This window comes from Pseudomonas fluorescens, assembly GCF_902497895.1.
Classification (GTDB): Bacteria; Pseudomonadota; Gammaproteobacteria; order Pseudomonadales; family Pseudomonadaceae; genus Aquipseudomonas; species Aquipseudomonas fluorescens_BP.
On the sequence record NZ_CABVHQ010000001.1, the window covers coordinates 21,898 to 48,819 of the forward strand.

Here is a 26,922-nt window from a genome sequence, read left to right on the forward strand (position 1 = left end):
ATCATTGGCTCGAGGCGACCTTTTGCGCCTCGGGCTCCAACGATTCCCGCTCCCGATCGAACGCCAGGTAGTACTTGTTGACGCTGTTCACATAGCTGACGGCGCCCATGCCCACCTGTTCCATGGCAATCCGTTCCACCTGGAAGAACCACTGGTTGGGATTCAGACCACGACGCTTGGCCTCGGTGCGCATGCCCTGCACCCGCTCCGGGCCCATGTTGTAGGCGGCCAGGACAAAGGCCATGCGTTCGCGCTCGTTGAGCTTGGGGCTGGAAAAGAACTTGCGGCGGATCAGCGCCAGGTACCTGGCCCCGGCCTGTACGTTGCTGTCGAGGGACTGAATATTTTTGACCCCCACCCGCTGGGCCGCAGAGGGGGTAATTTGCATCAACCCGGTCGGCCCGCTGCCACTCCTGGCATTGGGTTGCAGCGAGGATTCCTTGAACGCCAGCGCCGCCAGGTTCAGCCAGTCCATGCCCTGTTCGCGGGCATGCTTTTGCAGAACCGGGCGCAGTTTTTCCAGGCGCTGGCGATCGGCGCGGGCCAAGGGATAGTGAACCTTGTACAGGCGACGGTAGGTGCGCTGCAACGCGACGTCCTGATCCGACGGGGCATTATAGGTTTTCAGGAAACGGTCGATGCTCGCCCGCAGCATCGAGGCATCGCGCCGGACAAACCAGAACTCTTCGCCCGGTTCGCTGATGACCACCTGCCGGTCGAAGCGCAGCTTGGGAAAAATCTTGCCCCAACGCTCGGCAATCGGTTGCTCGACGATGGTCAGGGGAAAAATCTTGCCCTGGACCATTTCCAGCACATCTTCGACGGCCAGGCTTGGATCGACCCATTCGATCTTGATCGGCGCTAACTTGTGCAACGCCAGTTTCTGATTGATCTCATTGATCGCATCGCCCGCCGCGCTGCCCGTGGTCAACGCCACCGTACGCCCGGACAGTTGCTCAACGCGGGTGAAGCGCCGCTCACCTTTGATCCCGACCAACAATAACGGCACGTTACTGACAATCGGGTCACTGGCGCTGACTCCTTTAGTGGACTGCAGGTCGAGCAATTCACCGGGAGCCACCAGATCACCCTCGTCGCGCCGCAGGGCGCCGAGCAGTTGGTCCTTGGCTTTGGGAATGATCTTGAGGCGGATTTCCTGACCGTCGCGGGCGCGGCCGTTGAGGTATTGCTCAAAGGCTCGCAGGCGATGGTATTCGACGCCAATGGCCTGGCCCTTGACTTCGCCGGAACTGTTGCGGCTCTGGTTGACCAGTACCCGCAGGACTTGGCTGCCGCGGATCTGCGCCAGGTCGCGAACCTTGCTCGCCTTTGCGGCCACCAGCGGGCCGGCCAGACGCGCAACCGCCGGCAGGGGCAGCAGCATCGACAAGCACAGCAATAGCAAAACCAAGGGTCGCGTCATCCGCTCTCCGGGAAGAATACTGTCCAGCTTCACCCGTTATTTGGGGAAGTTGGGCGACAGAAACAGAGCGCCTGAGCGCAGACATGGGTGCGAAGACGAGCTGCGCGACGGCTGGTTTTTCAGCCGAAGCTGTCTTCTGGCATCAAGAGACAGCTTTAACTCATTGTAGTTCTGGGCTTTTCTTATAAATCTTCAGCTCTGATATGCTTTCCGGCCTTGGCCTGAGGTAGCACCATGCAACTCATCGATATCGGCGTCAACCTGACCAACCCCAGTTTCGCCGACAAACACCAGGCAGTACTCGACCGCGCTTATGCCGCCGGGATCTGCCAACTGGTGCTGACCGGCACCAGTGTCGAGGGCAGTGAGCAGGCGTTTGAACTGTGCCAACACCTGGACGAAAGCGGGCAGCGGCTATTCTCCACTGCCGGGATTCACCCCCACTCTGCCAGCGACTGGAACGCCGACAGCGCCCAACGCTTGCGCGGTCTGCTCAAGGAATCGAGCGTGCGTGCCGTGGGGGAATGCGGGCTGGATTTCAATCGTGATTTTTCGCCACGTCCGCAACAGGAAAAGGTCCTCGAAGAACATCTGGCGATGGCCGTCGAGCTGCAACTGCCGGTATTCCTCCACGAGCGTGACGCCAGTCAGCGACTGCTGGAGATCCTGCGCGACTTCCGTGATCGCTTGCCCGCCGCGGTGGTGCATTGTTTTACCGGCGAGAAACGCGCGCTGTTCAGCTACCTCGACCTCGATTTGCATATCGGCATTACCGGCTGGATCTGCGACGAGCGCCGTGGCACTCACCTGCACCCGCTGGTTCGCGAGATTTCCGCCAATCGCTTGATGCTGGAAAGCGATGCGCCCTATCTGCTGCCGCGCAGCCTGCGACCGAAACCGAAAAACGGCCGCAACGAACCGGCGTACCTGACCGAAGTGCTGCGCGAAGTGGCGTTGCATCGGGGTGAGAGTCTGGAGGACGTGGCGGCGAATAGCAGCGCGTGTGCGCGGGCGTTTTTCGGGCTGCCTTCGATAGAGTGAAGCAGCCAGATTAATTGTGGGAGCGAGCTTGCTCGCGATGGACGTTAACGATAACGCATGTTTGCTGAATAAACGCGCCGCCCTTGAGTCCATCGCGAGCAAGCTCGCTCCCACAGGGGGCCATCCCCGCCATTGACCCACATCAACACCCCTTCCCCTGCGTACCGGCACAATAATGGCACCTTGCCAAAACTGTTTCCGCTATCAGAGAAGACCTTCCATGGGTGCCTGGCTTAGCAATATCTCACTGAAGTACAAATTCTGGGCCGTCAACGCGGTCGCGTTTATCACTACCCTGTTGTTGGTGCTGTATGCCGTACAGCTCGAGCAGCAAGCCCGCAGCCAGGCTTCGCAAGCCTCGGCCCTGGCCCAGGCGCGTTTGCTCGATGCCTGGCCCGAGGGACAAGCCTTGCCCAAGGCCGGGCACCTGTTGAGCTTCAGCCGTGGTGAAACGCCCTCCTTGAACGGACAGCCCTTGACCGAGTTGAAAAGCGCCAGCGGCTGGGTCGATTTCAACGTTATGCCGCTGTTCGGCAACAACCCGCTGATGGGTGCCCAGGTGGTGTCCCGAGCAGACGGTCAGCAGGTTGCGATACTCGCCTACGGCCCGAGCCTGAGCCAGGTGTTCGGCGAGCGTCTGCCCAATTACGCGGTGGCGGTATTCATCCTGATGCTGGCGATGCTCGGTGCCTCGCAGCTGCTGATCCGGTTTTTGCTCAGCCAGCTCAATACCTTGAAAGACGTGATGTTGCATGTGGAGAAGACCGGCGACCTGTCGGCCCGCGTGCCCTTGGCGTGCACCGATGAAGTCGGGCAGATGGCCAGCGCGTTCAATGCCATGCAGGCCGGCTACCAACGGGTGGTCAACACCGTGGCGAACACCGCCAAACAACTGGATGTTGGTGCCGCGCGTCTGGCGTCGAGCATGAACGAGGTACACCAAGGCATGCTCGGTCAGCAAAGCGAGACCGACCAGGCCGCCACCGCAATCAACCAGATGTCGGCCACGGTTTATCACATTGCCCAGCACGCTGGAGCGACCCGTGACTTGTCGCAGACCGCCGACACCCTGGCCGGCAGCGGGCAGGAAGTGGTCAGCCGCGTGCAGAAATCGATTGCCGGGCTGTCCAGCGGCGTCCAGCAAACCGCCGAGATGATTCAGCGCCTGGCCGAAGACAGCCAGAAGATCAACGGCGTGGTCGGGGTGATTCACAGCATCGCCGAACAGACCAACCTGCTCGCGCTCAACGCTGCGATCGAGGCAGCTCGGGCCGGTGAAATGGGCCGCGGTTTTGCGGTGGTCGCCGACGAAGTGCGTAACCTGGCCAAACGGGTCCAGGCCTCCACCGACGAAATCACCCTGATGGTCTCCACCCTGCAAGCCGGGACCCGGGACGCCGTGGACTTCATGCAGGAAAGCTCGTTCAAGGCCGACGATTGTGTGCAACAGGCCCAGGAAGCCGGCGCGGCGCTTGCCGAAATCACCAGCGCGGTGGCGCAGATGCGCGAAAGCAATACGCAGATTGCCGTTGCGGCCGAGCAGCAAAGTCAGGTTGCCGAAGAAATGAATCGCGCGGTGGTGAGCATTCGCGACGTGACCGAAAACACCGTGCAACAGACCGTCGACTCGGCCACTACCAGTCACGAACTGGCGACGTTGGCCGGTGAATTGAGCAAGGCCATAGGTCAGCTCAAGTTGTGACGACGCGGTCAAACAAGAAAGAGGCGCCGAGCGCAGACCTTGTGGCGAGGGGGCTTGCCCCCGTTGGGCTGCGAAGCAGCCCCAAAACCTGAAAACTCATTCCTTCCAGGCACACCACATATACCGGGTTTACGACTGCTTCGCAGCCGAGCGGGGCAAGCCCCCTCGCCACAAATGCCCTCCAGACTAAAGCTTGACTGACACTCTTAATCTCCCGTCCCCATCTATCACCCCCATAGCCAGCCTCGATTCGCCCAAGCCCTCTGGCGGGCCTATTCTTTATCTATAGGTTGCAACGGATCGAGGACCGCGATTATGGGCAAACGTCACCCCCACTTCCCCGCCTGGCAATGGCGTGTTCATCCAGGCCACCCGCGCAATCCGACCAATCGGGTGTTGCAGCTGATTGCCCTGCAACTGTTTGTCCTGGGGTTCCTGTTGATTGTTACGGGGGTGTTCGGGATGAGTTTTTCGAGCGTTGCCATTGGTATCGTCGGGCTGCTCGCCGCATTAGTCCTGCAACGCCACGGTCACAGCCTCGAGGCGTAAGCCTGCGGGCCGTTTACTGAGTGGGTTTAACCAAAGACGGTAACCGTCTGCCGGCTCATGGCGATCAACTGTCCTTCAGCACTCCACAATGCTGCCGCCGCGTGCCCATAACCGTCGCGGGCATGCTCGATCACCACCAGGTACTTGCACCAGTCCAGAGTGCTCAATTTCAGCAAGGGCTGGACGAATTCGATGGTCCAGGTCAGGGTACTGCCTGCCGCCGGTTTGCTCAGGTGCGGCAACAGGGCCGGAGGCCAGGCATCCACCAGTGCCAGAATATGCGCCTCGCTCAACGGTTCTTCCTTCACATCCCCGCGCAAGCGCACCCAGCCGCCCATTTCCCGCGACTTGTTACCGGTGAACGGCAAACCACCGAGGCTCCAGCGCATCGCCAGATGGCGCATGAATTCCGGGGTCACGCCTTGGATGTAAGGCAGTTCCTGGCACTCGTCCCAGTGTTTCATGGCCGGTGCCGGTTCGGCCGCAACGTCGATTTCGGATGGACGCGAGGCGCCAAAACTGCCCTGGACCAGGGTCACCACCTGACCGTTCTGCATGGCCCGGCCCAGCACCTGGCTGACCGCCTTGCCTTCGCGCAGCACATCCACTTCAAAGCTGATGGGTACATCGGGCTCGGCCGGCCCGACAAAAGTAATGGCCAACGAGCGCACCGGACGATCGGCCGGGACTTTGGCGCGCATGGCTTCGTACTGCAGGGCGGCCATCAACCCACCAAAACTGGCACGCCCCTGAGCCCATTGCGCCGGGATAGACAGCTCGAGCGGATGGCTGCGGACAGCATCGACCAAATCGGAAAAGCGCATGAAAACCTCAAGCCAGGAAAAAGACTCAAGGATCTTAACCACCCGTCGCTGACTGCACAGCACCTATTCCAGCCAAAAAGACTGACAGATAAGCCGCACGCTTCCGCCGTGCACACACTCCCGTAGCAGCTGCCGAAGGCTGCGCAGCAGTCGTGAGTTCGGTTATCGCGTTTTAACAGGAAAACCCCGTCGGCAGGTTTTACGACCGCTTCGCGGCCGAACGCAGCCTGCGGCAGCTGCTACGAGTCGTGAGTTCGGTTATCGCGATTCAACAGGTGAACCGCGTCGGCAGGTTTTACGACCGCTTCGCGGCCGAACGCAGCCTGCGGCAGCTGCTACGAGTCGTGAGTTCGGTTATCGCGATTCAACAGGTGAACCGCGTCGGCAGGTCTTACGACCGCTTCGCGGCCGAACGCAGCCTGCGGCAGCTGCTACGAGTCGTGAGTTCGGTTGTCGCGATTTAACAGGTGAACCGCGTCGGCAGGTTTTACGACCGCTTCGCGGCCGAACGCAGCCTTCGGCGGCTGCTACGAGTCGTGAGTTCGGTTGTCGCGATTTAACAGGTGAACCGCGTCGGCAGGTTTTACGACCGCTTCGCGGCCGAACGCAGCCTTTGGCAGCTGCTACGAGTCGTGAGTTCGGTTGTCGCGATTTAACAGGTGAACCGCGTCGGCAGGTTTTACGACCGCTTCGCGGCCGAACGCAGCCTGCGGCAGCTGCTACGAGGAGTGCGTCAGGAGTTGAGCGCGGCTTTCGGCCTGGGCCATGGTGTACGAAGAGCGCGTCAGGATTTGAAGCAAGTCGCGCTCAACTTGTCCAGCACGCGATCGGCGCGCTCTTCGGCCTTGGCCATGGTGGTTTGCCAGACCGCCACACACGGCAGTAAATCGGGCTCTTGCTCGGCTTTGGCCAGCCATTGCAAGCAATCATGCCAGTTGCCGAGCGAGTCTTGAGCGGCTTTCAGCCGTGGCATGGCCTGTTTGGGCAGGCGATCCAGTTCCGGATAGGCTTCGATGGCGTAACGCACACGCTTGATCAGCAGGCGCAAGCGATGCCGATCATGGGCCGGATCGTGCAACGCCTTATCCAGTTTCTTCCATTGCTTGGCCAGACGCTTTTCGATGCGCTGACGCAAACTTTTGAGCAAGCCCTGACGCTGGGAAGCGCGCAGAAAGCGCGGAAAGGCGTCGAGGATCAGGAACAGTTGCGCCAGCTGCGGGCTGTTCGCCACGTCGGGATAGGCTTTGGCCATTTGCAGCATACGGCGCTCGGCCGCTTCAGGCTGACCGTGGCTGTGCAGGTACGCGGCCAGGACTTCGCGGTCGCGCAAGGGTGTGGTCAAGTCGCCAACCGCAGCCGCCGCGGCCTCCAGTTGCTCGACACCGGGCAAACCGCGCAGAGGGCGCAACAGGCTGCGCAGACGGCGAACCGTGGTACGCAGGTCGTGCAGCGCTTCAGCATCGGTCAGCGCATTCAAGCGCGCCTGGCAGGCCAGCAAGCGAACTTCCAGGCCGAACAACCGAGCCACCAACCGGTCAATCATAGGTTTACTCCATAGAGGCAGCCGCAAGGTTCAAGCGGCAAGCTTCAAGCTAACAGCCGGCGTGCATCGAGCTTGCGGCTTGCGGCTTGCAACTTGCAACTGCTCCTCTGCATCACCGCCCCGCGCGGGACTCGCGGATGTAGAAGCGGGCTTTCTCGGCCTTTTTGGTACAGCCTTCGTACGCTTCGAACTGCTGCTGAGTCTTGGCCCCGGTCAACAAGGATAGTGCCTTGGAGTAACTGACGGTGCCCGCGAATCCTTCGACCTTGGCCAGGTCCAGTTCACGCCAGGCCGTATCAAGCTGACTGGCGCAACTGTCACGGTACGCCGTTTTACCGGCACAACCGGCCAGAGCCAGCGCAATCAAAGGCAGACAGATCCAGGCTTTCATCAATGACACCTCAACATAAAAAAATATTCGTGCACGTAAGACGGTAGGCCGCGCGAAAAGTGCCTTGCCCACCGCTGAAGAATGTAGCTGGCGCGAGAATACTCGCCTGCCGTCAGTGAGTGTCGAAAAAACGACCCTGGGCCGCCACCAGCCAGCCACAATGATTGAAGCGGTACCCTTGATGGGTGCATTGTTGACGCATGTTCGAGAAGGGGCCAGTCATGAAGAAGCGCGTCGCATTGGTACTGGGCTCGGGTGGAGCCAGGGGGTATGCCCATATCGGGGTGATCGAAGAGATCGAAAGACGCGGTTATGACATCGCCTGCATCGCCGGATGTTCCATGGGGGCAGTGGTGGGCGGAATCTATGCCGCCGGCAAGCTCAATGACTATCGGGACTGGATTGAAAGCCTGGACTACCTCGACGTATTGCGCCTGGTGGACGTCAGCTTTCGTCTCGGGGCGATCCGTGGGGAGAAGGTATTCGGGCAGATCCGCAAGATCGTCGGCGAAATCAATATCGAAGACCTGCGCATCCCCTACACGGCGGTGTGCACGGACCTGACCAACCAGCAGGAAATCTGGTTCCAGGAAGGCTGCCTGCATCAGGCCATGCGCGCCTCGGCGGCGATTCCCAGCCTGTTCACCCCGGTGATGCAAGGCAATCGGATGCTGGTTGACGGCGGCCTGCTCAACCCGCTGCCGATCGTCCCGGTGGTCTCCAGCCACTGCGACCTGATTATCGCGGTCAACCTTAACTCAACCAACCAGCGCCACTATCAATTGCCGGTGATTCAGCGCCCCGCCGCGTTCAAGAGCCGGTTCGACAGTCTGATCAACTCCCTCGGTTCGCATTTGCCCTTTCGACGCAAGCCAGCCGAGCAGTTGTTGCTGCTCGAACAGGAGGCCATGCGCAGCGAGGCTGCCGACCTGAGCAACCCGTGGATCGAGTCCGCCGAACCGCAAGCCCAGCAACCGGCTGCCGCCCCGGAAATCGAAGGTGCAGGAGCGCCGAGGTCGGCCACCGGTTCGTTCATCATCGACAACGTCGGCCCAGCGTCGCTGCTGGATCTGATCAACCAGAGTTTCGAGGTGATGCAGACCTCCCTGGCGCAGTACAAAATCGCCGGTTATCCGCCGGATATCCTGATCAACGTGCCGAAGCGGGTGTGCCGGTTCTTCGAGTTCTACAAGGCCCCGGAGCTGATCGCCCTCGGCCGCGAGATCGCCCGGGATACGCTGGAACGGTATGAGAATGAGAAAAATTAAAGATCAAAAGATCGCAGCCTGCGGCAGCTCCTACGCCGACCGCGCATACTGCAGATATCGAGGCGAACACAAAACCATAGGAGCTGCCGCAGGCTGCGATCTTTTCAGGATCGACACCTAACTCAAGACATCCAACAACCGATACCCCACCCCCGCCTCGGTCACGATAAACCTCGGTTGTGTCGGGTCGTCCGCCAGTTTCTGCCGCAAATGTCCGACCACAATCCGCAGGTAATGGCTGTCCTCGGTATGGGTCGGGCCCCAGATGTCCTTGAGCAATTGCTGTTGGGTGATGACCCGTCCCGGATGCCGCGCCAGTTGCGCCAGCACTGCGTATTCCTTGCGGGTCAGGGCCACTTCGTGGCCATCCAGCAGTACCCGGCGATAGGCCAGGTCGACGGTCAGCGGGCCGAAATTGAGCGCCGCTTCCCGGGCTTCGCCCGTCGGGGCCTGACGCAGCAAGGCGCGCACCCGGGCGAGGAATTCCTGAATGCCGAACGGCTTGGTCACGTAGTCGTTGGCACCGCCATCCAGTGCTTCGACTTTCTGCCCTTCGTTCGCGCGCACCGACAGTACCAGCACCGGCACCGTCGACCATTCGCGAAACTCACGCAGCACCTGTTGCCCGTCCATGTCCGGCAGGCCGAGGTCAAGCACTAGCAGGTCCGGTTTGTTCAGTGCGGCCTGGGCCAGGCCTTCGCTGCCGCTGCCGGCTTCAAGGACTTTGTAGCCTTGGGAGACCAGGCTGATGCGCAGGAATTTGCGGATCTGCGGTTCGTCGTCGATGACCAAAATGGTCGCGGTCTGGCTCATTAATTCCGGTCGCGGCAGGGAAAGATCCCAAGGGTATCAGGCTTCACTTTCAAAACCCGGCTGTTCCTGCAAGGGTAGATGCAGAGTGATGCAGGTGCCGCGGCCGTCGATGCCGTCGGCGACGCTGATTCGCCCGCCATGGGCGCCGACCATGCCCTGACAGATCGCCAGCCCCAGCCCCGTGCCCTGCCCGCCCCGGTCACCGCGAGCGGCGGTGTAGAACATGTCGAAAATCTTTGCCCGCTCCGCTTGCGGAATGCCGGGGCCTTCGTCGCTCACGGAAAAAAACAGCTCACTGTCAGTCGCACCGGCACTCAATTGCACACGCCCCTGAGGCGGTGAAAAGCGCGCAGCGTTTTCCAGCACGTTGACCAAAGCCTGTTCGATCAGCGCGGCGTGAACGTAGAGCAACGGCAATTCCCCCGGCACCTCGGTGCTGACCTGCAACGGCGCCAGCACCGCGCGCAAGCGGTTCAGCGCACTGCCGACGATATCTGCCGGCGACACCCAGTCCCGCGCCAGCTTCATGCCACCGTGGCCCAGACGAGTCATGTCCAGCAGGTTCTGGATATAGCGATCCAGCCGCTCGGCTTCATCGCGAGTGCCTTCGAGCAGTTCACGGCGGTCCTCCAGCGGGATCGCTTCGCCCAGGGCCAGCAAGCTGTCGATGCTGCCGCGCATGGACGTCAGCGGCGTGCGCAAATCGTGGGACACCGAAGCCAGCAAGGCGCTGCGCAATTGCTCGGTCTCGCCATGCAGGCGTGCCGCCTCCAGATCCTCGGCCAATTGCGCCCGGGCCAGGGCCTGAGCCAACGGCTGGCTCAAGGCGGTCAACAAACGACGGCGCTGACCGCTGAGTGGCTGGCCGTCTTTGCTGCACACGCCGAGCAACCCCAGCGGGCCCTCTTCCACCGACAACGGCCACCACCACCAGCGCCCGAACGGCAAGGTGCCGGTGCCCCTGCCCGCCGGTTGATCGTGTTGCCAGGCCCAGTCGGCGGCGGCGCGCTCGGTTTCGGAAAACTGCTGCGGGCCGCCGGTTTCGACCTTCCAGCTGCTCGGTCCGTCGCGATTGAGCAGGCACAGTTGCAGATCGTTCCAGCCATTGAGGTGCTGGGCGGCGGCGCTGACCACTGCCTGGCGGTCGGTGGCCGCGGTCAGTTTGCGCGACAGGTCGAGCAGTTCGCTGGTCTCTTCCTGGGTATCGCGCAGGGCCTGCAACTGCCGACGCTGGCGCGCCGCGAGGTTGCCGGTGAGGGCCGCCATCAGCAGGAAAAACAGCAAGGTCAGGACGTCTTCTTCGCGCTGGATGCTTAAGGAGAAATTCGGCGAAATGAACAAAAAATCGTAGGTCAGGAACGACAACGCCGCACAGGCCAGGGCCGGGCCGGGACTGCTGCGCACCGCCACCAGCAGCACTGCGGCGAGGAATACCAGCGAGATGTTCGGCAGCGGCAACACACTGACCACCGCCCAGGCCAGGGCGCTGGCCAGTACCGTCGCCAGCACCGCCAGCCCATAGTCGAACCAGACCAGCGAATGCGCCGCACGCATGCGCGGCACCGGTTGGTCGGCTTCACTGTCGAGGACGTTGATTTCCAGCCCTCGCGCATCGCGCAACAGCCGTGAGGCCAAACCGCCGCCGAACAGCCGACGGCGCAAACGCGGCCGCGACTGCCCGACCAGCAGCAGGCTGGCACGGCGTTCGGCGGCGTGTTGGATCAAGGTTTTCGCGACCTCGCCGGCCCGCAACAACACCACTTCACCGCCCAGACGTTCGGCCAGTTGCTGGGCACTTTGCAAGCGTAAACGCGACTGCTCGTCGCGCACGCTGCCGTTATCCACATGCACCAGGCTCCAGGGCAAATGCCGGCGCTGGGCGACCCGACTGGCGTGGCGCACCAGGCGTTCGGCCTGGGCATCGCCATCGATCCCCACCAACAGGCGTCCGCGCACCGCTGGTGCCGCCTGGCCCAATTGGCGGTAACCCTGGGTCAAATCATCATCTACCTGGGCCGCGGCGGTCTGCATCGCCAGCTCACGCAAGGCGGTGAGGTTGGTCTGGGTGAAGAACGCGTCGATCGCCGCCCGCGCCTGTTCCGGCACGTAGACCTTGCCCTCGCGCAAACGCTCCAGCAGTTCCCGGGGTGGCAGGTCGATCAGCAGCAGTTCGTAGGCTTCCTGGAGTACCCAGTCGGGCAAGGTTTCGCGGACCTGCACCCCAGTAATGCCGCGTACCTGATCGTTAAGGCTTTCCAGATGCTGGACGTTGACCGTGGTGAACACATCGATGCCGGCGGCCAACAGTTCCTGGATGTCTTGCCAGCGCTTGGCGTGGCGGCTGCCGGGTGCATTGGTATGTGCCAGTTCGTCCACCAGTGCCAGCGTTGGCCTGGCCTTGAGCAGGCCATCGAGGTCCATCTCTTCGAGCATCACCCCGCGGTATTCCGAGCGCAGCAACGGCTGCTGCGGCAAACCACCGAGCAGCGCCTCGGTTTCCGCGCGACCGTGGGTTTCCACCACACCGACCAGGAGTTTCACCCCCTGACGTAATTGGGTGTGGGCTGCCTGCAGCATGGCGTAGGTCTTGCCGACCCCAGGGGCGGCGCCGAGGAAGACCTTGAGCCGGCCACGACCGTCGCGGGGCAAGTCTGCTAACAGCGCGTCGGCGCGGCCGGAGTCACTCATGCTGGTTTCGCCTTGTACGTCTTGAGATTGGTTTATGCCCGAAAAGATCGCAGCCTGCGGCAGCTCCTACAGGATCGGCGTCACCCTTATCAACCGGGTGTAGCGGTCCATGATCGGCGTCACCCTTATCAACCGGGTGTAGCGGTCCATGATCGGCGTCACCCTTATCAACCGGGTGTAGCGGTCCATGATCGGCGTCACCCTTATCAACCGGGTGTACGCGGTCATTGTAGGAGCTGCCGCAGGCTGCGATCTTTTGATCTACAGCTGTTGCAGCGCGATATTCAAGGCCAGCACATTCACCACCGGCGGCCCCACCAGAGGCCGCTCGACATGGGCATCGACCAGCTGTTGCACAGTGGCAACCGGCAGGTTGCGGGCGGCCGCGACCCGCGCCAGTTGATAGGCAATCGCCGCCGGTGGCAAGTGTGGATCAAGGCCGCTGCCGGAGGTAGTGAGCAACGCCAACGGCACCGCCCCCTGCCCCGGCACCAACTGCTTGTTGGCCTCCTCAATTACCCGGGTAGCCAGCGCCGGATTGCTCGGCGCCAGGTTGCTGGCGCTGCTCGATACCGTGGCAAAGGCACCCGCCGATGGCCGCGGATGGAACCAGGCATCACCGCTGAAATCCTGGGCGATCAGCGCCGAGCCGCGGACCTTGCCGTCGGCATCGCGTACCAGGCTGCCATTGGCCTGATCCGGGAATGCCAGCTGGGCTATCCCGGTGACCACCAATGGGTAGGCGATGCCGGTGATCAGGGTCATCAGGACCAGCAGGCTCAGGGCCGGACGTATCATTGTGGACATTTCAGAATCCTCGATTCGGAAGAATTGTGGTGTGTCAGGGGAATCCACCCCTCACCCTAACCCTCTCCCCAAAGGGGCGAGGGGACTGACCGCGGTGTTTTTTAGAAGTACTGCGACCTGAAACTTCGAGTCGAACTCAGGTTTTGAACAGCACAAAGATCGGCTCCCTTTCCCCGTACGACATAAATATCTACACAACTTTGAAATACGGTGAAGGACTGAGTCCGTATTTCAATGTTGTGCCCCTAGGGGAGAGGGTTGGATCTCATTTCAAACCAAAAGCTAGAGGCACCCCACCACTAAACCAACTGCAACCCCGTCAACACCATGTCGATCGCCTTGATCCCCACAAACGGCACCAGGATCCCGCCGACGCCGTAGATCAGCAGATTGCGCCGCAGCAATGCCGCCGCGCTCGCTGCCTGGACTCGTACTCCGCGCAAGGCCAGCGGGATCAGCACCACGATGATCAGGGCGTTGAAGACAATCGCCGAGAGGATCGCGCTCTGCGGGCTGCTCAGGTGCATGATGTTGAGCACGCCAAGCTGTGGATAAATCGAGGCGAATAGCGCCGGCAGGATTGCGAAGTACTTGGCCACGTCGTTGGCGATGGAAAAGGTGGTCAGCGCACCACGGGTCACCAGCAATTCCTTGCCGATCTGCACCACGTCCAGCAGCTTGGTCGGATCGCTGTCGAGGTCGACCATATTCGCCGCTTCACGCGCAGCCTGGGTGCCATCGTTCATCGCCATGCCGACGTCGGCCTGGGCCAGCGCCGGCGCATCATTGGCACCATCGCCGCACATCGCCACCAGGCGCCCGTCATTCTGTTCATGCCGAATACGCGCCAGCTTCTTCTCCGGAGTCGCTTCGGCCAGCACGTCATCCACACCGGCCTCAGCGGCAATGGCGGCGGCGGTCAGCGGGTTGTCGCCAGTCACCATGACGGTGCGAATACCCAGCTTGCGCAGCTCGGCGAAACGCTCGCGAATGCCGGGCTTGACCACGTCCTTGAGGTGGATGGCGCCGAGCAACTTGCCCTCGGCGCAGACCAGCAACGGCGTGCCGCCGCTCTGGGCGACCCGGTCGATTTCCCGGGCCAGCGCCGGCTGCAGATCGCGACGTTGCAGACCGACGAAAGTCAGCAGCGAATCCACCGCGCCCTTGCGGTAAATCCGACCCTGGCAGTCGACTCCGGACAAGCGGGTCTCGGCACTGAATGGCACCGCAGTCAGCACCTCGGCAGCCGGTTCAACCTGTGGATAAAGTTCACGCAGGTACTCGACGATGGATTTACCTTCCGCGGTGTCATCGGCCAGCGAAGCCAGCAATGCTCCTTCGGCCAACTCTTTGGCGCTGACCCCGGGTGCGGGGTGAATCGCTGTGCAGCGGCGATTACCGAAGGTGATGGTGCCGGTCTTGTCCAGCAGCAACACATGCACGTCACCCGCCGCCTCCACGGCGCGCCCGGATTTGGCGATGACGTTGAGCCGCACCAGACGATCCATCCCGGCGATACCAATGGCCGAGAGCAGGCCGCCGATGGTGGTCGGAATCAGGGTCACCAACAGCGCCACCAGAAATACCAGCGGCAGGCTGCCGTTGGCGAAATGGGCGAATGGCTGAAGCGTCACCACCACCAACAGAAAGATCAGGGTCAGGCCGATCAGCAGGATATCCAACGCCACTTCGTTGGGGGTTTTCTGACGTTTGGCACCTTCCACCAGCGCGATCATCCGGTCGAGGGTCGACTCGCCGGGGTTGGCGGTAATCCGCACCAGCAGCCAGTCGGAGACCAGCCGGGTGTTGCCGGTGACGGCCGAGCGGTCGCCGCCGGACTCGCGGATCACCGGCGCCGACTCGCCGGTAATCGCCGACTCGTTGACCGCCGCGATGCCTTCGATCACTTCGCCGTCACCGGGGATCATCTCCAAGGCTTCGACCCGGACGATATCGCCTTTGCGCAGGCGGGTGGCGGGCACCACCTGATAGCTTCCATCAGCGCTCTTGCGCCGGGCACTCAAGCCTTCGCTGCCGGCCTTGAGACTGTCGGCGCGGGCCTTGCCGCGGCCTTCAGCGAGGGCTTCAGCGAAGTTGGCGAACAACACGGTAAACCACAGCCACAGGGCGATTTGCGCGGCGACGAAAGTCGGCACCGCCGGGTCCGGCACCAGGCACAGGACGCTGGTGAGGATCGCCGTCAGTTCGACCACCAGCATCACCGGCGCGCGCTTGAGTTGGCGCGGGTCGAGCTTGATGAAAGCTTGCAGCAGCGCCGGCCGCCAGAGGGCCGAGATCGCAGTTTTTGGTGGTGCCGGCGCCTTGACGACGGCGGCTTTGGTTGCGGGCATATTCATCATCGGATCCCTCAGCTCTTCAGTCCAAAAGCGGCTTGGCCCAGGTGTTCAGCAACAGGCCCCAACGCCAGGGTCGGCAGGAACGTCAGGCCGCCCACCAGCAAAATGGTCACGGCCAGCAAGGTCACGAATAGCGGACCATGGGTCGGGAAGCTGTTCTGGCCGATCGGCGCGGTTTTCTTCATGGCCAGGCTGCCGGCCAGGGCCAGCACCGGGAGGATGTAACCGAAGCGACCGATCAACATGCCCAGGCCGAGCATCAGGTTATGGAACGGCGTGTTGGCGCCCAGCCCGGCGAAGGCCGAACCGTTGTTGGCACTGGCCGAGGTATAGGCATAGAGCAACTGGCTGAAACCATGGGGACCTGGGTTAGTGATGGCCGCCGCCGGGCCGGGCAAGCTGGCGGCGATCGCACCGAGCACCAGCACGCCCACCGGCATCACCAGCAGAGTCACCACCAGCAACTGGACTTCCCTGGCCTGGAGTTTCTTGCCGAGGTATTCCGGGCTGCGGCCGATCATCAAGCCGGCGAGGAACACCGCGATCAGCACGTTGAGCAGCATGCCGTAGAGCCCGGCACCGACGCCGCCGAAGATCACCTCGCCGACCATCATATTGACCAGCGCGACCATCCCGCTCAGTGGGTTGAGGCTGTCGTGCATGCCATTCACCGAACCATTGGACGCCGCGGTGGTAGTCACCGACCACAGCACCGTGGCGGTAGTGCCGAAGCGCGTTTCCTTGCCTTCCAGCGGCGCGGTGTGTTCGACCGCAACGTGGTCCAGGCTCGGATTCGGCTGGTACTCGGCCCACAGCGAAGTGGCACCGCCGATCAGGAACAGCGCCAGCATGCAGGCGATGATCGCCCGGCTCTGACGCAGGTCCTTGACGTAATGGCCGAAGGTGAACACCAGCGCCACCGGGATCAGAATGATCGACGCGACTTCGAACAGGTTGCTCCAGGCCGTCGGGTTCTCGAACGGATGGGCCGAGTTGACGCCGAAGAAGCCACCACCGTTGGTACCCAGTTGCTTGATCGCAATCTGGCTGGCTGCCGGGCCCAGCGCAATCACTTGATCCACCCCTTGCAGGGTCAGCGCATTCACGTAGTGGCCGAAGGTTTGTGGTACGCCCTGCCAGACCAGGAACAGCGCCAGCAACAGGCACAACGGCAACAGGCCGTAGAGGGTGGCGCGGGTCATGTCGACCCAGAAATTACCCAGGGTTTGCGCCGAACGCCGGCCGATGCCGCGACACAGGGCCACCAGCACCGCGAGGCCGGTGGCGGCGCTGACGAAGTTCTGCACGGTCAGGCCGACCATCTGGCTAAGATAGCTCAGCGAGGCTTCACCACTGTAGGCCTGCCAGTTGGTGTTGGTCATGAAACTGATGGCGGTGTTGAACGCCAGCGTCCACTCCTGACCCGGCAGGTGCTGCGGGTTGAGCGGCAAATAACCCTGCAACAACAGGATCAGAAACAGCAGCACAAAACCCGCGAGGTTAAAGGCGAGCAAGGCCAGGGTGTATTTCTGCCAGCTCTGTTCGGCCTGCGGATCGACCCCGGCCACTCGATAACAGCCGCGCTCCACTGGCCCGAGGACCGGCGTCAGCCAGGTGCGCTGGCCTTCCATCACCTTGTAGTAGAAGCGCCCGAGAAACGGCGCCGGTATCAACACCAGGGCGAAGAAGGCGAGGATCAGTCCATAGTCATAACTGTGCATAACCGCTCCTAGTTCCGATCCGCGCGCACCAGCGCAACCAGTAGATAAATGAACAGCCCCATTGCCAGCAGCAGTGACACTCCGTCCAGAACGCTCATGGAATTTCTCCGTCATACGGCGATTGCCGCGTGTGCATTCATTGTCGGCAGGGAGGCTGTAAAGGAGCGAGATCGAGGGGTGAGGCGAGGCATAAAGAATGTGTAAAAAGTGGGGAAATGCCCCGATCAAATGCGATGCTGACCGGGCGGCAATACAACCTCCTGTAGGAGCTGCCGAAGGCTGCGATCTTTTGATTTTAGAGGTCAGTCGCATCGCCAAAGATCAAAAGATCGCAGCCTTCGGCAGCTCCTGCGAGGAGTAACAGGCCTACAATGAAACCACTGAGAAACGCGATTACTCAAAGTGGTATATGCACAACCATCGGGCGAAATCCTTCGCCCCGTGGCTGCCTTGAAGGAGAGCCCTATGCCCTGGTATGCCTGGTTGATTCTGATAGTTGCAATCGGCTCGATCGTCGGCGGCTTGATGATGCTGCGCGACACCGCCAACAAGGTGGAGCTGACCGAAGAACAACGTAAACGCGTGGCAGAACGCAATGCGGAAGCGGACGCCAAGGATGCGCAGGATCGTTGACTGAAACCCCGTCATTGAGAACCAATGACGGGGTTTTTCATATCTATCGCCATGCACAGAACTTGTGGCGAGAGGGCTTGCCCCGCACTGGCCCCGTAGCAGCTGCCGAAGGCTGCGTTCGGTCTGGGCCGCATCCGGACGCAGCGGTCGTAAAATCAGGCACTGCGGTATTCCAGACAATCCGTGCAAGCAGGATTTGCGACTGCTGCGGTCGAGCGCGACCCCGGTCCGAACGCAGCCTTCGGCAGCTGCTACGGGGTGCGGCGCCTCGTCCTACATATTCCCCCTCCAAGTCCTACATTCGCAGGACGGATCCCACACCAAATCCAGACGCACGCCCCCGTATTTGCTGGCCCAAAGCGCTTTAGACTTTGTGTTACAGCCATTGGCAATTACGAGTATCGGGCTTATGCCGAATGTCCATTTCCGGTTCGCACTCCGCACCTCCGACTTCTGGTTGGCGATCATCCTGTCGATTGGACTGATGTATGTACCCTCTGCCTGGGGTGACGATCCATCGATCAGCGATCTGAACCTGCGCTCGCAAGACCGTGAACGGCGAACCCGCGAGCAACTGGAGCTCGACCAGCGTCTGCGTCTGCTGGAACGCTCCGGCCCCGCGCAACCGGAACACACGACCCCCGAGTCGGCTTCGCCTGGCAGCGAAAGCTGCTGGAGTTTTCAAGGACTGCGACTGGCCGGCAATACCTTGATCACTCAGCAGCAGATCATCGCCCGACTCGACACGCTGATCACGCCCTGCATGAATGCCCAACAGATCAATCAGCTGTTGGCAGCCCTCACCCAGCTGTATGTCGATGCCGGCTATATCGCCAGCCGCCCCTATCTGGCGAGCCCACCGCAAGATGCACAGAGCCTGGACATCATCATCGAGGAAGGCTTCGTCGAATCCATCGAACTGGAAGATCCGACCCAAGCTGTGTCACTCCAGGGCGCGTTCCCCGGGATGCTTGGCAAACCCTTGCAGTTGCGCGATCTGGAGCAGGGCCTCGACCAGTTGAACCGCCTGCGCTCTCTGGACCTGACCGCTGACATCGCGCCTGGCGCATTGGCCGGCGGCTCGCGGCTGATCATTCGTTCGCGCACCCAAGCGGCGCCATGGGCCGCAGCGTTGAACGCCAACAACCGAGGCAACCAGCAAACCGGGCGCAACCGTGCCGCGTTGAGCCTGAGCCTCGATAGCCCATTGGGGCTGAACGACTTCGTCAGCCTCAATGGCAGCACATCGCTGAATCGGCAAGACGCCTACAGCCGCAGCCAAAGCCTGTACTACAACATTCCTTATGGTTTCTGGACCCTTGGCCTGAGCCTGAGCCGCGCCGAGTACCGTTATCCGATTCAGCTCAAGCACCAGGTCGTGGTCAGCAACGGTCAGACCGACCAGTACGCTCTGAGCCTCAACCGCATGCTTTGGCGCGATCAGGGCACATTGCTGAACGGCACGCTGCGCCTGAGCTCCAAGCGCTCGGACAGCTACTTTGCCGGGCAGCACCTGCGCATCCAGAGCCCGCGTCTGACAGTGGCCGAGGCCAGTCTCAACCTGCTCAAGGTCTCGGACGGAATCTGGAGCAGCACCCTCAGTTACGCCCAAGGGCTGGACTGGCTGGGCGCCGACCGCGATAGCGAGCGGCTTACCCAGCGCTTGCCACAAGCGCAATTTCGCAAGTACCGCGCCGACATCAGCTACTGGCGCCAAAGCCGCGACGCCCTGTGGAACTGGGACAGTCAACTGGCCCTGCAATACAGCCCCGACCTGCTGCCGAGCCTCGAGCAAATGCTGTTGACCGATGACTACGCGGTCCGGGGTTTTCGTCTTGGCTCGCTGTCCGCCGCCAAGGGCGCCGTATGGCGCAATACCCTGAGTCTGCCGCGAACATTCAGCCCACAGCTACGCATCACTCCGCGCGTGGGGCTCGACAGTGGCTGGGGGAAATATACCCAGGGCGCCAGAAGCCAGCGGTTGGCGGGCGCGAGCGTTGGCCTCGGTTTCAGCGGAAAAAACTTTCAAGTCGATGTCGACTACCAACGCCGGCTGTACAGCTCGCGACCTTTAAACCCGGAGCCGGGTTTCTGGCTAATGGAGGTGAACCTCTGGATTTGAAACAAAGGAAATCCTGGAAGATTTCCCAAGGAGCGATCAATCGTGCCCGCAAGGACGATAAGGACATTGCACGCAAACCCATAACAACAATCAAAAGGTTTCGTCATGAAAACAAAAACAACACTCCCGCCCCTGCGACTGAGACCCTGCCAGACATTGCGCTGGGTCATTTCCGGACTGGTATTCGTCCCTTACATACAACCGGCACTGGCCGAAAACCTGACCCCGGTACCCGGCGGCGCCCTGGTTTCCCGTGAACAAGGCGTTCCGGTGGTCGGCATTGTCGCGCCCAATGGCGCGGGTGTTTCGCACAACCAGTTTTACGACTACAACGTCGAACGCCAGGGTCTGGTGCTGAACAACTCACTGGTGCCCGGGACGTCCCAATTGGCCGGTCAGCTCGGTGCCAACTCGCAGTTCAACGGACGCGACGCCAGCCTGATTCTCAACGAAGTCATCAGTCGCAATGCCTCGAGCATCGCCGGGGCACAGGAAATTTTCGGCCGGGCTGCGGACTATGTACTGGCCAATCCCAACGGCATCAACGTCAATGGTGCGAGCTTCATCAACACCCCCCGGGCCAGTTTCGTGGTTGGCAGCCCGGAACTCGAAGACGGTCGCCTGACCCGCCTGAACACCTTCAACGCCAGCGGTGATTTGCAGGTCGGACAGCTTGGCCTGCACAACAACGGCGGCGCCATCGACTTGCTCGCACCGCGCGTGACCACCGACGGCGACATCAGCGCGCAGACCACCTTGAACCTGACGGCCGGGCGCAACCAGGTGAACTACGCCAGTGGAAACGTCGAGCAGAGCCGCAACTCGCCGGGCAGCCAGCGACGGGTCGACGCACAACTGTTCGGCGCCATGCGTGCGGGACGAATCAATATCGTCAGCACCGCCGATGGCGCCGGGGTCAGGATTGCCGCGCCCATCACTTCGAGGGCAGACCTGAAGATCGAGTCAGCCGGTGATCTGGAGATCACCGGCAAAACCCGACCCAACAACCTGAATGTGCAACGCACGGTTCTGAGCAGCACCGAGGGCGATGCCCGTCTGTCTGCCAAGGGCGACTTGACCCTCAAGGCCGCCGACGTTAACGGGCGCAATATCGATGCTGTAGCAGGCCGCAACCTGCGACTCGATGCCCTGAGCGCCGAACAAAAAACCGAGACTCATGAAGACTGGGAAAAGAAATTCTGGTTCATCACCACCGAAACCTACGACAAAAACCGCACTGAAACCCGCCGTCGGCAGCACGCCAGCAACCTGAACGCCAACGCCGACTTGCGCCTGAAGGCTGGTGAAAACGTCGAGTTCAAAGCCTCTACCGCCAAGGCCGGCGGCCAGTTACAGGTCGATGCCGGCAAGGACTTGCTAGTCACTGCGCTGAACGACTCGACCGATATCAAAGAGAAGGTCAATCACCGCAAAAACCTCTGGCGCGGTGACTATGAAACAAACGAGCACAGCGAAAAAGCCCAAGGCAGCCATCTGCAAAGCGGTGCCGCGATGAATCTCACCGCCAAAGGCAATGTGCAGGTACGGGGCAGCCAAGTCGAAAGCAACGGCGACATGACGATTCAGGCCGGCGGAAAAGTCCAGATTGACGCTTCCCGAGTCGCACAATCGAGCTACCAGAAGAATTATGAAGGCGACCTGGTCTCCGGTAGCTTTTTCGGCGAGAACGGCAAGGACGATCAGAGTAAGGATCTGGCGGTTGGCAGCCGGGTCGAGGCCCAAGGCAAGCTGCGGGTGATCTCCGAGGACGTCACCATCAGCGGCAGCCGGGTGCTGGGTAAACAGGACGCACTGTTGATCAGCAACAGCGGCGCGTTGACCGTCGATGGTGCGCAAAACCTTGAACACTCCGACAAATCAGATAAAGACAGCAAGCTCTTCGGCCTGATCAAGGATCAAACACGCACACAGAACGACACCGGCACTCACGTCGGTAGCCAGGTGCAATCGCAGAGCAATCTGCGCCTGCAAAGCGCCAGCGACTTGAACGTGATCGGCGCCGAGGTCAAGGCCCAAGGCAAGCTCGAACTCACGGCGAACAACGACATTAACCTGCGGGCAGCCAACAGCAGTGGGAAAACCATCCGCGAAACCGACACCCACAGTTTTTCGGCCTCAGCCGGGGAAACCAAAAAAGCCGCCGACGGAATCAAAGGTTCGAAGCAATACAAGGCCGAGGTCGGCTATAACCAGAAGGAAACCAAAAACACCCTGGATACCCTCACCCACGAGCGCAGCCAACTGAGTGGCGGCACAGTGGAACTGCTGGCCGGCAATAACCTGCAGGTCAAAGGTTCACAAGTCGAGGCCACGGCCGGAGATCTGCAGCTCAAGGCAAAATCCATCGAGCTGTTGAGCGAAGCGGACAAAACCACCGACCGTACCCAGGAGAAGAACCTCAACCTGGGTGCATTCGGCACCGGCGGCATGGACCGCGCCGGGACCGGCTACCAGGTCGGTAAAGAGAGCATCGACACCAACGCTCAAGCATCCACCGTCAAGTCAAGCCAGCTCAGCGCCCGTGATAACCTGAAACTGATCGCCGATAACGGCCAGGGAACCATCATCACCGAAGCGGCCAGGGTCAAGGCCGGTAAGGACCTGGTTGTCAGCGCCGGCAGCATGGAAAACCGTGAAGCCCATGACAGCAAGTCCGAGATTCGCGACGTCAACACATGGACCGCCAGTCTTGGCGCCAGCCTCGAGTATAAGGACGTGACCCGGCCCATACAGAAAATGATCGAGGACACCGGGCAGAGCAAGTTCTACCAACCCTTGGCGATCGATGCGATCGAAACGCCTAACGTCGGAGCCGACCTGGCCTTCAATCTGCTCGACACCAAGACCGGCACAGACTCCACCAAAGCCGTGGTCAGCGAGTTCGAAGGCGCAGCGGTGAAGGTCGCGGTCGAAGGTGCACTGACCGACACCGGCACCCGCTACACCGCTACTGAGGGACAGGTCGCAATCACGGCCGATACCCATGAGTTCCTCGCCGCCGAAGACACCTCCAGCACACACACCAAAGGCACCGACGTCGACGCCAGCCTGCGGGTCTATACCAGCACCGGCAGCGACATCAACGCCCGGGCGGCGGGTTCCGGCGGCAGCTTTGACCTGGCCAGAACCACTAGCACTGCGCTGCCCGGTAGCCTGTCAGGCAAGCAGGGTATCCAGATCCAGCTGGGCGCCGACGGCCGCTACGAAGGCACTCGTTTCGACGCGCAACAGGGCGTTCTGAGCATTCATACGCCTGGTTCATTGACCTTCGACGAAGCCCGCGACCGCCAAACTTCCAAGGAAAACACCCTCGGCGGCTTCGCCTGGCTGGAAGGCGGCACCAGCCCGACCAGCGGGAAAAAAGCCAACGGTGGCTTCCAGCTCGACAAATCCGGCCTGCGTACCGAGGACACTCAGGGCCGCGGCGCCATGCTGCACGCCAAGGGTCTTACCGACATCGTCGCCGGGCAGGACCTGACTGTGCATGGCGCGCAGATCGGTGACGCAAAAAACAAAAATGGCGAGGTCAATCTGCACGCTGGCAATACCCTTGAATACCTCGCTGGTGTCGATACCCATGAGGCCCAGGGCAGCAAGATCGGAGGCGGCGCCCGGCTGAGTTTAAAAGCTACTCAGACCGCCGAGAGCAGCACGAAAGGCGGTGGAATCGGTGCACAGTTCAGCCTGGGCAAAACCGACGAAAGCAGCCAGATCCAGCGTGGTGGCAGTATCGACAGCGCGGGCAAGGTTCATATCGAAGCTGAAAACGGCCGCCTGCAAGGGCTTCAGGGCAAGGCTCAAGCATTCGAACTGGCGGCCAATAACGGCGACCTGATTCTCGAGTCGGCGACTTCCACGCAAAAGCGCGATAACAAATCCATTGGCCTAGGCCTGGGCATCAATGCCACCGGTAGCTCGGACAACGCCAACAACGCCTCCGGACTGTTTGGCCGGGTGAAGCTGGAAATCGACAAGCTCGATAGCCTGACCCATGACAACACCCGACTGAACGCCGACCGGGTCCAGCTCGACAGCCGCGGTGACACTCGATTGGCGGGGGCGACCATCAACGCCAAACACGTCCGCGGCCAGATCGATGGCGATTTGCTGGTTGCGAGCCGCCAGGATCAAGTGAAGGGGGTAACTGTGAAAGTGGATGCGCAACTGACGACCGAAAAGAACCCCAACGGCGTAGTCGACAAAGTGGGGGCGCTCGGCGGTCCTGCCGCCGATACCCTCAAAGACAAGACCAAGGGCTTCTACGAGAAAGCCGCCGACAAGGCCAAGGACCTCAAGGACAACCTGGTTGCCAAGGTCGGTGACGCCAGGGAAAAACTCGGTAACAAGTTGACCCGCAGTGATAGCTACGATCTGGACAAGGCACGTACTGCTGCGCCGGCCTCGTCGCCAGTGCAGGAAGGTTTCAGCGCCAACGCCAGCAGCGCCGAAATCGCCCACTCACGGCTCAAGGACCTGTTCTTCAAAAATCCGCGAAACCGCGATATCACACCAACCTTGCTGGTGGATGTCAGCCATGCCAGCAAGGACAGCGTCGCCCAGGCTTCAAGCATCAAGGGCATCGACAGCGTGGACTTGCAGGTTGGCGGCAAGGTCAATCTGATTGGCGCGCGGATCAGCTCCACCCGAGGTTCGGTTGACTTGGGCGGCGCATCGGTCAACGCCAAGGACCTGAATGGCCGTGACTACCGGGCCGATGTCGGCCTGAATTCGTCGACTTCTGTCACGCAGAGCGGTACTGAAATAGTCAAGGAACTGCTGAAAAAACGCGACTCAAAAACCAAGGAGGACGAGTTGTTCAATATCGGTCTGCTGCGCGGCGGCGGACATAATGAAAGCCAGACCCTGGCCAGCGGCATCGATCAGAAAACCCGCTGACCAAACCAAAAGGAACCTATCGCAGCCTGTCACCAGCCCCGCTCTATGCAGGAACTGGTGCAGGTGGCCCAACGCCCGATGCACTGCGGCGGCTCATGGTGATTGCCTTATGAGTGCTCAACAGTCCTCAGCCAATCCATAACCACTATTGGTGCCAACCAGTTCCCAGAATCAGCGCATGCAGAAATAGAAGTACGGTCACCATCCAATTTACCTTGGTTAATATGCGCGATTGTTGTGGAGACTCTTAGATGCGTTACTCGCAAGACCATAAAGCCCGGACCCATCAGCGCATCATCAAGGAAGCTTCAGTGCGTTTTCGCCGAGACGGTATCGGCGCTACCGGTCTGCAACCGCTGATGAAAGCCCTGGGCCTGACCCACGGGGGTTTTTATTCCCACTTCAAATCCAAAGACGAACTGGTGGAAAAAGCTCTCCAGGCCGCCGGCGAACAAGTCGACGTTCGCTGCGCCGAACTCTTCGCCCAGGAACGCCCGCTGGAAGCGTTCATCGACACCTACCTTTCCGAATGGCACCAGACCTCCCCCGATCAGGGCTGCCCGCTGCCCACCATGTCTTCGGAACTCGGCCAGCGCGGGCAACCCAGCCCGACCAGCGATGCCATCCTCGACTCAAGACTCAAGCAAGTGGAAACCGCCCTCGGCGGCCCGAATGCCGCCGATCAGAGCATCATCGTGATGTCGACCCTGGTGGGGGCGCTGATGCTGTCGCGCAGTGTCGAGAACCCGGAACTGGCCACGCGGATTCTCGATATCACCCGCGACTTCTTGAAACAGCAGATTGACTAAGCGTCAACCCTGCCAGCGCTTGAACAACACACTGGCGTTCACCCCGCCAAAGCCGAAGCCATTGGACAACGCATACTCGATCGCCATCGGCCGCGCCTGGCCATGGACGATGTCCAGACCTGCGACTGCCGCATCCGGGTTATCCAGATTCAGCGTGGCCGGCGCGATCTGATCGCGGATCGCCAGAATGGTAAAGATCGCCTCAATCCCGCCAGCAGCGCCCAACAGGTGCCCGGTGGCGGACTTGGTCGAAGTCACCGCAACCTCCGGGTGCTCACCGAATAACGACTTGATAGCGGCGATTTCAGCCAGATCACCCACCGGCGTAGAAGTCGCGTGAGCGTTGAGATGCTGCACCTGGCCCGCGCTGATCCCGGCCTGGGCCAATGCCAGCGCCATGGAACGCCGCGCACCGCTGCCATCCTCCGGGCCGGCGGTCAGATGATAGGCATCGGCACTGGTGCCATAACCGACCAGCTCCGCCAACGGCTGAGCGCCACGGGCCAATGCGTGCTCCAGCTCCTCAATCACCAGAAGCCCCGCGCCCTCGCCCATGACAAAGCCATCGCGGCCACTGTCGAACGGCCGCGAAGCGCGCTCAGGCGTCTCGTTATAACCACTGGACAAGGCCCTGGCCGCCGCGAACCCGGCAAGACTGACTCGATCGATGGCCGCTTCCGCGCCACCACAGACCGCAATATCCGCCTCGCCACACCGAATCAAGCGTGCCGCATCACCAATCGCCTGAACGCCTGCGGCACAAGCGGTTACCGGCGCACCCAGCGGGCCTTTGAAACCGTGCTGGATCGACACATGACCCGCCGCCAGATTGACCAGGAATGACGGAATGGTGAACGGCGACAAACGTCGCGGGCCCTTGCTGTCGGTGGTTCGTACCGCATCGGCAATCGCGCCGAAACCACCCACCCCCGATCCAATGATCGTCGCCGTACGCTCCTGCGCCCGAGCATCGCCCGCCACCCAACCCGCCTGCTCCAGCGCCTGCTGCGCAGCCGCCATGGCGAACAGAATGAAGCGGTCCATCTTCTTCTGCTCTTTGGGTGACGTCGCCCGATCCGGATCAAACCCCGCCTCGCTATCCTCCGCCAGAGTAGGCACCACACCGCCAACCCTGGCCGACAAATCAGCCACCACCGCGTCCGGCAACTGGCGCAGGCCCGAACGACCGGCGAGCAAACGCTCCCAGACCGGCTCGACACCGCAACCCAACGGCGACACCAAACCCATGCCGGTCACTACCACTCGACGTCCGCTCATAACTTCACCACCTCAAATTCATTCATGGACCCGCCC

At 61.3% G+C, this 26,922-nt stretch carries 20 protein-coding genes and 1 pseudogene; 9 read left to right on the forward strand and 12 right to left on the reverse strand.

What is annotated here, in order from left to right; all coding sequences use genetic code 11:
* Position 1: 1 nt before the first annotated feature.
* On the reverse strand, positions 2 to 1,423 hold the full coding sequence (locus F8N21_RS00080; protein WP_150640157.1) for a transglycosylase SLT domain-containing protein: 1,422 nt from the start codon (positions 1,421 to 1,423) through the stop codon (positions 2 to 4).
* 234 nt (positions 1,424 to 1,657) lie between these two features.
* On the opposite strand from F8N21_RS00080, the gene F8N21_RS00085 reads away from it, so the two are divergent.
* The 3 genes and pseudogenes from F8N21_RS00085 to F8N21_RS00095 all read left to right on the forward strand — a co-directional run.
* On the forward strand, positions 1,658 to 2,464 hold the full coding sequence (locus F8N21_RS00085) for a TatD family hydrolase (RefSeq protein WP_150640158.1): 807 nt from the start codon (positions 1,658 to 1,660) through the stop codon (positions 2,462 to 2,464).
* A 220-nt stretch (positions 2,465 to 2,684) separates the two neighbouring features.
* Positions 2,685 to 4,166, forward strand: coding sequence for a methyl-accepting chemotaxis protein (locus F8N21_RS00090; protein ID WP_150640159.1), 1,482 nt, complete (start codon positions 2,685 to 2,687; stop codon positions 4,164 to 4,166).
* 315 nt (positions 4,167 to 4,481) lie between these two features.
* Positions 4,482 to 4,712, forward strand: a pseudogene (locus tag F8N21_RS00095) (terminase); the annotation flags it as partial.
* 29 nt (positions 4,713 to 4,741) lie between these two features.
* On the opposite strand, the gene F8N21_RS00100 reads toward F8N21_RS00095, so the two are convergent.
* Positions 4,742 to 5,539 (reverse strand): acyl-CoA thioesterase, encoded by a 798-nt coding sequence (locus F8N21_RS00100; RefSeq protein WP_150640160.1) that lies wholly within the window; start codon positions 5,537 to 5,539, stop codon positions 4,742 to 4,744.
* A 248-nt stretch (positions 5,540 to 5,787) separates the two neighbouring features.
* Between F8N21_RS00100 and F8N21_RS00105 the strand changes: the two genes are divergently transcribed.
* On the forward strand, positions 5,788 to 6,003 hold the full coding sequence (locus tag F8N21_RS00105; RefSeq protein ID WP_150640161.1) for a hypothetical protein: 216 nt from the start codon (positions 5,788 to 5,790) through the stop codon (positions 6,001 to 6,003).
* A 320-nt stretch (positions 6,004 to 6,323) separates the two neighbouring features.
* Here the strand turns inward: F8N21_RS00105 and F8N21_RS00110 are convergent, their stop codons facing one another.
* Together F8N21_RS00110 and F8N21_RS00115 are read right to left on the reverse strand one after the other, a co-directional pair.
* A complete protein-coding gene (locus F8N21_RS00110) occupies positions 6,324 to 7,082 on the reverse strand; it encodes a CHAD domain-containing protein (protein WP_150640162.1) in 759 nt (252 codons plus the stop codon).
* Between the two features lie 112 nt (positions 7,083 to 7,194).
* Positions 7,195 to 7,473, reverse strand: coding sequence for a hypothetical protein (locus tag F8N21_RS00115; RefSeq protein WP_150640163.1), 279 nt, complete (start codon positions 7,471 to 7,473; stop codon positions 7,195 to 7,197).
* A gap of 221 nt (positions 7,474 to 7,694) precedes the next feature.
* Here F8N21_RS00115 and F8N21_RS00120 point away from each other — a divergent pair, with 221 nt between their 5' ends.
* A complete protein-coding gene (locus tag F8N21_RS00120; protein ID WP_150640164.1) occupies positions 7,695 to 8,741 on the forward strand; it encodes a patatin-like phospholipase family protein in 1,047 nt (348 codons plus the stop codon).
* 117 nt (positions 8,742 to 8,858) lie between these two features.
* Here F8N21_RS00120 and F8N21_RS00125 read toward each other — a convergent pair whose 3' ends face one another.
* The 7 genes from F8N21_RS00125 to kdpF form a co-directional block, all read right to left on the reverse strand.
* Positions 8,859 to 9,554: a response regulator gene (locus F8N21_RS00125; RefSeq protein ID WP_150640165.1), complete on the reverse strand. Its 696-nt coding sequence runs from the start codon at positions 9,552 to 9,554 to the stop codon at positions 8,859 to 8,861.
* A 36-nt stretch (positions 9,555 to 9,590) separates the two neighbouring features.
* Positions 9,591 to 12,242, reverse strand: coding sequence for a sensor histidine kinase (locus F8N21_RS00130; protein ID WP_150640166.1), 2,652 nt, complete (start codon positions 12,240 to 12,242; stop codon positions 9,591 to 9,593).
* Positions 12,243 to 12,308: 66 nt separating this feature from the next.
* Positions 12,309 to 12,431, reverse strand: coding sequence for a hypothetical protein (locus tag F8N21_RS31245; protein ID WP_263597287.1), 123 nt, complete (start codon positions 12,429 to 12,431; stop codon positions 12,309 to 12,311).
* 72 nt (positions 12,432 to 12,503) lie between these two features.
* Positions 12,504 to 13,049, reverse strand: a complete 546-nt coding sequence (kdpC, locus tag F8N21_RS00135; protein ID WP_150640167.1) for a potassium-transporting ATPase subunit KdpC — start codon at positions 13,047 to 13,049, stop codon at positions 12,504 to 12,506.
* Between the two features lie 299 nt (positions 13,050 to 13,348).
* Entirely contained in the window at positions 13,349 to 15,406 is a 2,058-nt protein-coding gene (kdpB, locus tag F8N21_RS00140; RefSeq protein ID WP_150640168.1) for a potassium-transporting ATPase subunit KdpB, read from the reverse strand.
* An 11-nt stretch (positions 15,407 to 15,417) separates the two neighbouring features.
* Complete coding sequence (gene kdpA, locus F8N21_RS00145) at positions 15,418 to 17,127, reverse strand: potassium-transporting ATPase subunit KdpA (protein WP_150640169.1); 1,710 nt, start codon at positions 17,125 to 17,127, stop codon at positions 15,418 to 15,420.
* Positions 17,128 to 17,135: 8 nt separating this feature from the next.
* A complete protein-coding gene (gene kdpF / locus F8N21_RS00150; protein ID WP_150640170.1) occupies positions 17,136 to 17,225 on the reverse strand; it encodes a K(+)-transporting ATPase subunit F in 90 nt (29 codons plus the stop codon).
* Between the two features lie 367 nt (positions 17,226 to 17,592).
* On the opposite strand from kdpF, the gene F8N21_RS00155 reads away from it, so the two are divergent.
* From F8N21_RS00155 to F8N21_RS00170, 4 genes are all read left to right on the forward strand, one after another.
* Entirely contained in the window at positions 17,593 to 17,760 is a 168-nt protein-coding gene (locus F8N21_RS00155; RefSeq protein ID WP_008006000.1) for a DUF2897 family protein, read from the forward strand.
* 409 nt (positions 17,761 to 18,169) lie between these two features.
* Entirely contained in the window at positions 18,170 to 19,882 is a 1,713-nt protein-coding gene (locus tag F8N21_RS00160) for a ShlB/FhaC/HecB family hemolysin secretion/activation protein (RefSeq protein ID WP_224788140.1), read from the forward strand.
* 105 nt (positions 19,883 to 19,987) lie between these two features.
* Entirely contained in the window at positions 19,988 to 24,799 is a 4,812-nt protein-coding gene (locus F8N21_RS00165) for a hemagglutinin repeat-containing protein (RefSeq protein WP_150640171.1), read from the forward strand.
* A 251-nt stretch (positions 24,800 to 25,050) separates the two neighbouring features.
* On the forward strand, positions 25,051 to 25,608 hold the full coding sequence (locus tag F8N21_RS00170) for a TetR/AcrR family transcriptional regulator (protein WP_150640172.1): 558 nt from the start codon (positions 25,051 to 25,053) through the stop codon (positions 25,606 to 25,608).
* Between the two features lie 3 nt (positions 25,609 to 25,611).
* Here F8N21_RS00170 and fabF read toward each other — a convergent pair whose 3' ends face one another.
* Positions 25,612 to 26,886, reverse strand: coding sequence for a beta-ketoacyl-ACP synthase II (fabF, locus tag F8N21_RS00175; protein WP_150640173.1), 1,275 nt, complete (start codon positions 26,884 to 26,886; stop codon positions 25,612 to 25,614).
* Positions 26,887 to 26,922 lie beyond the last annotated feature (36 nt).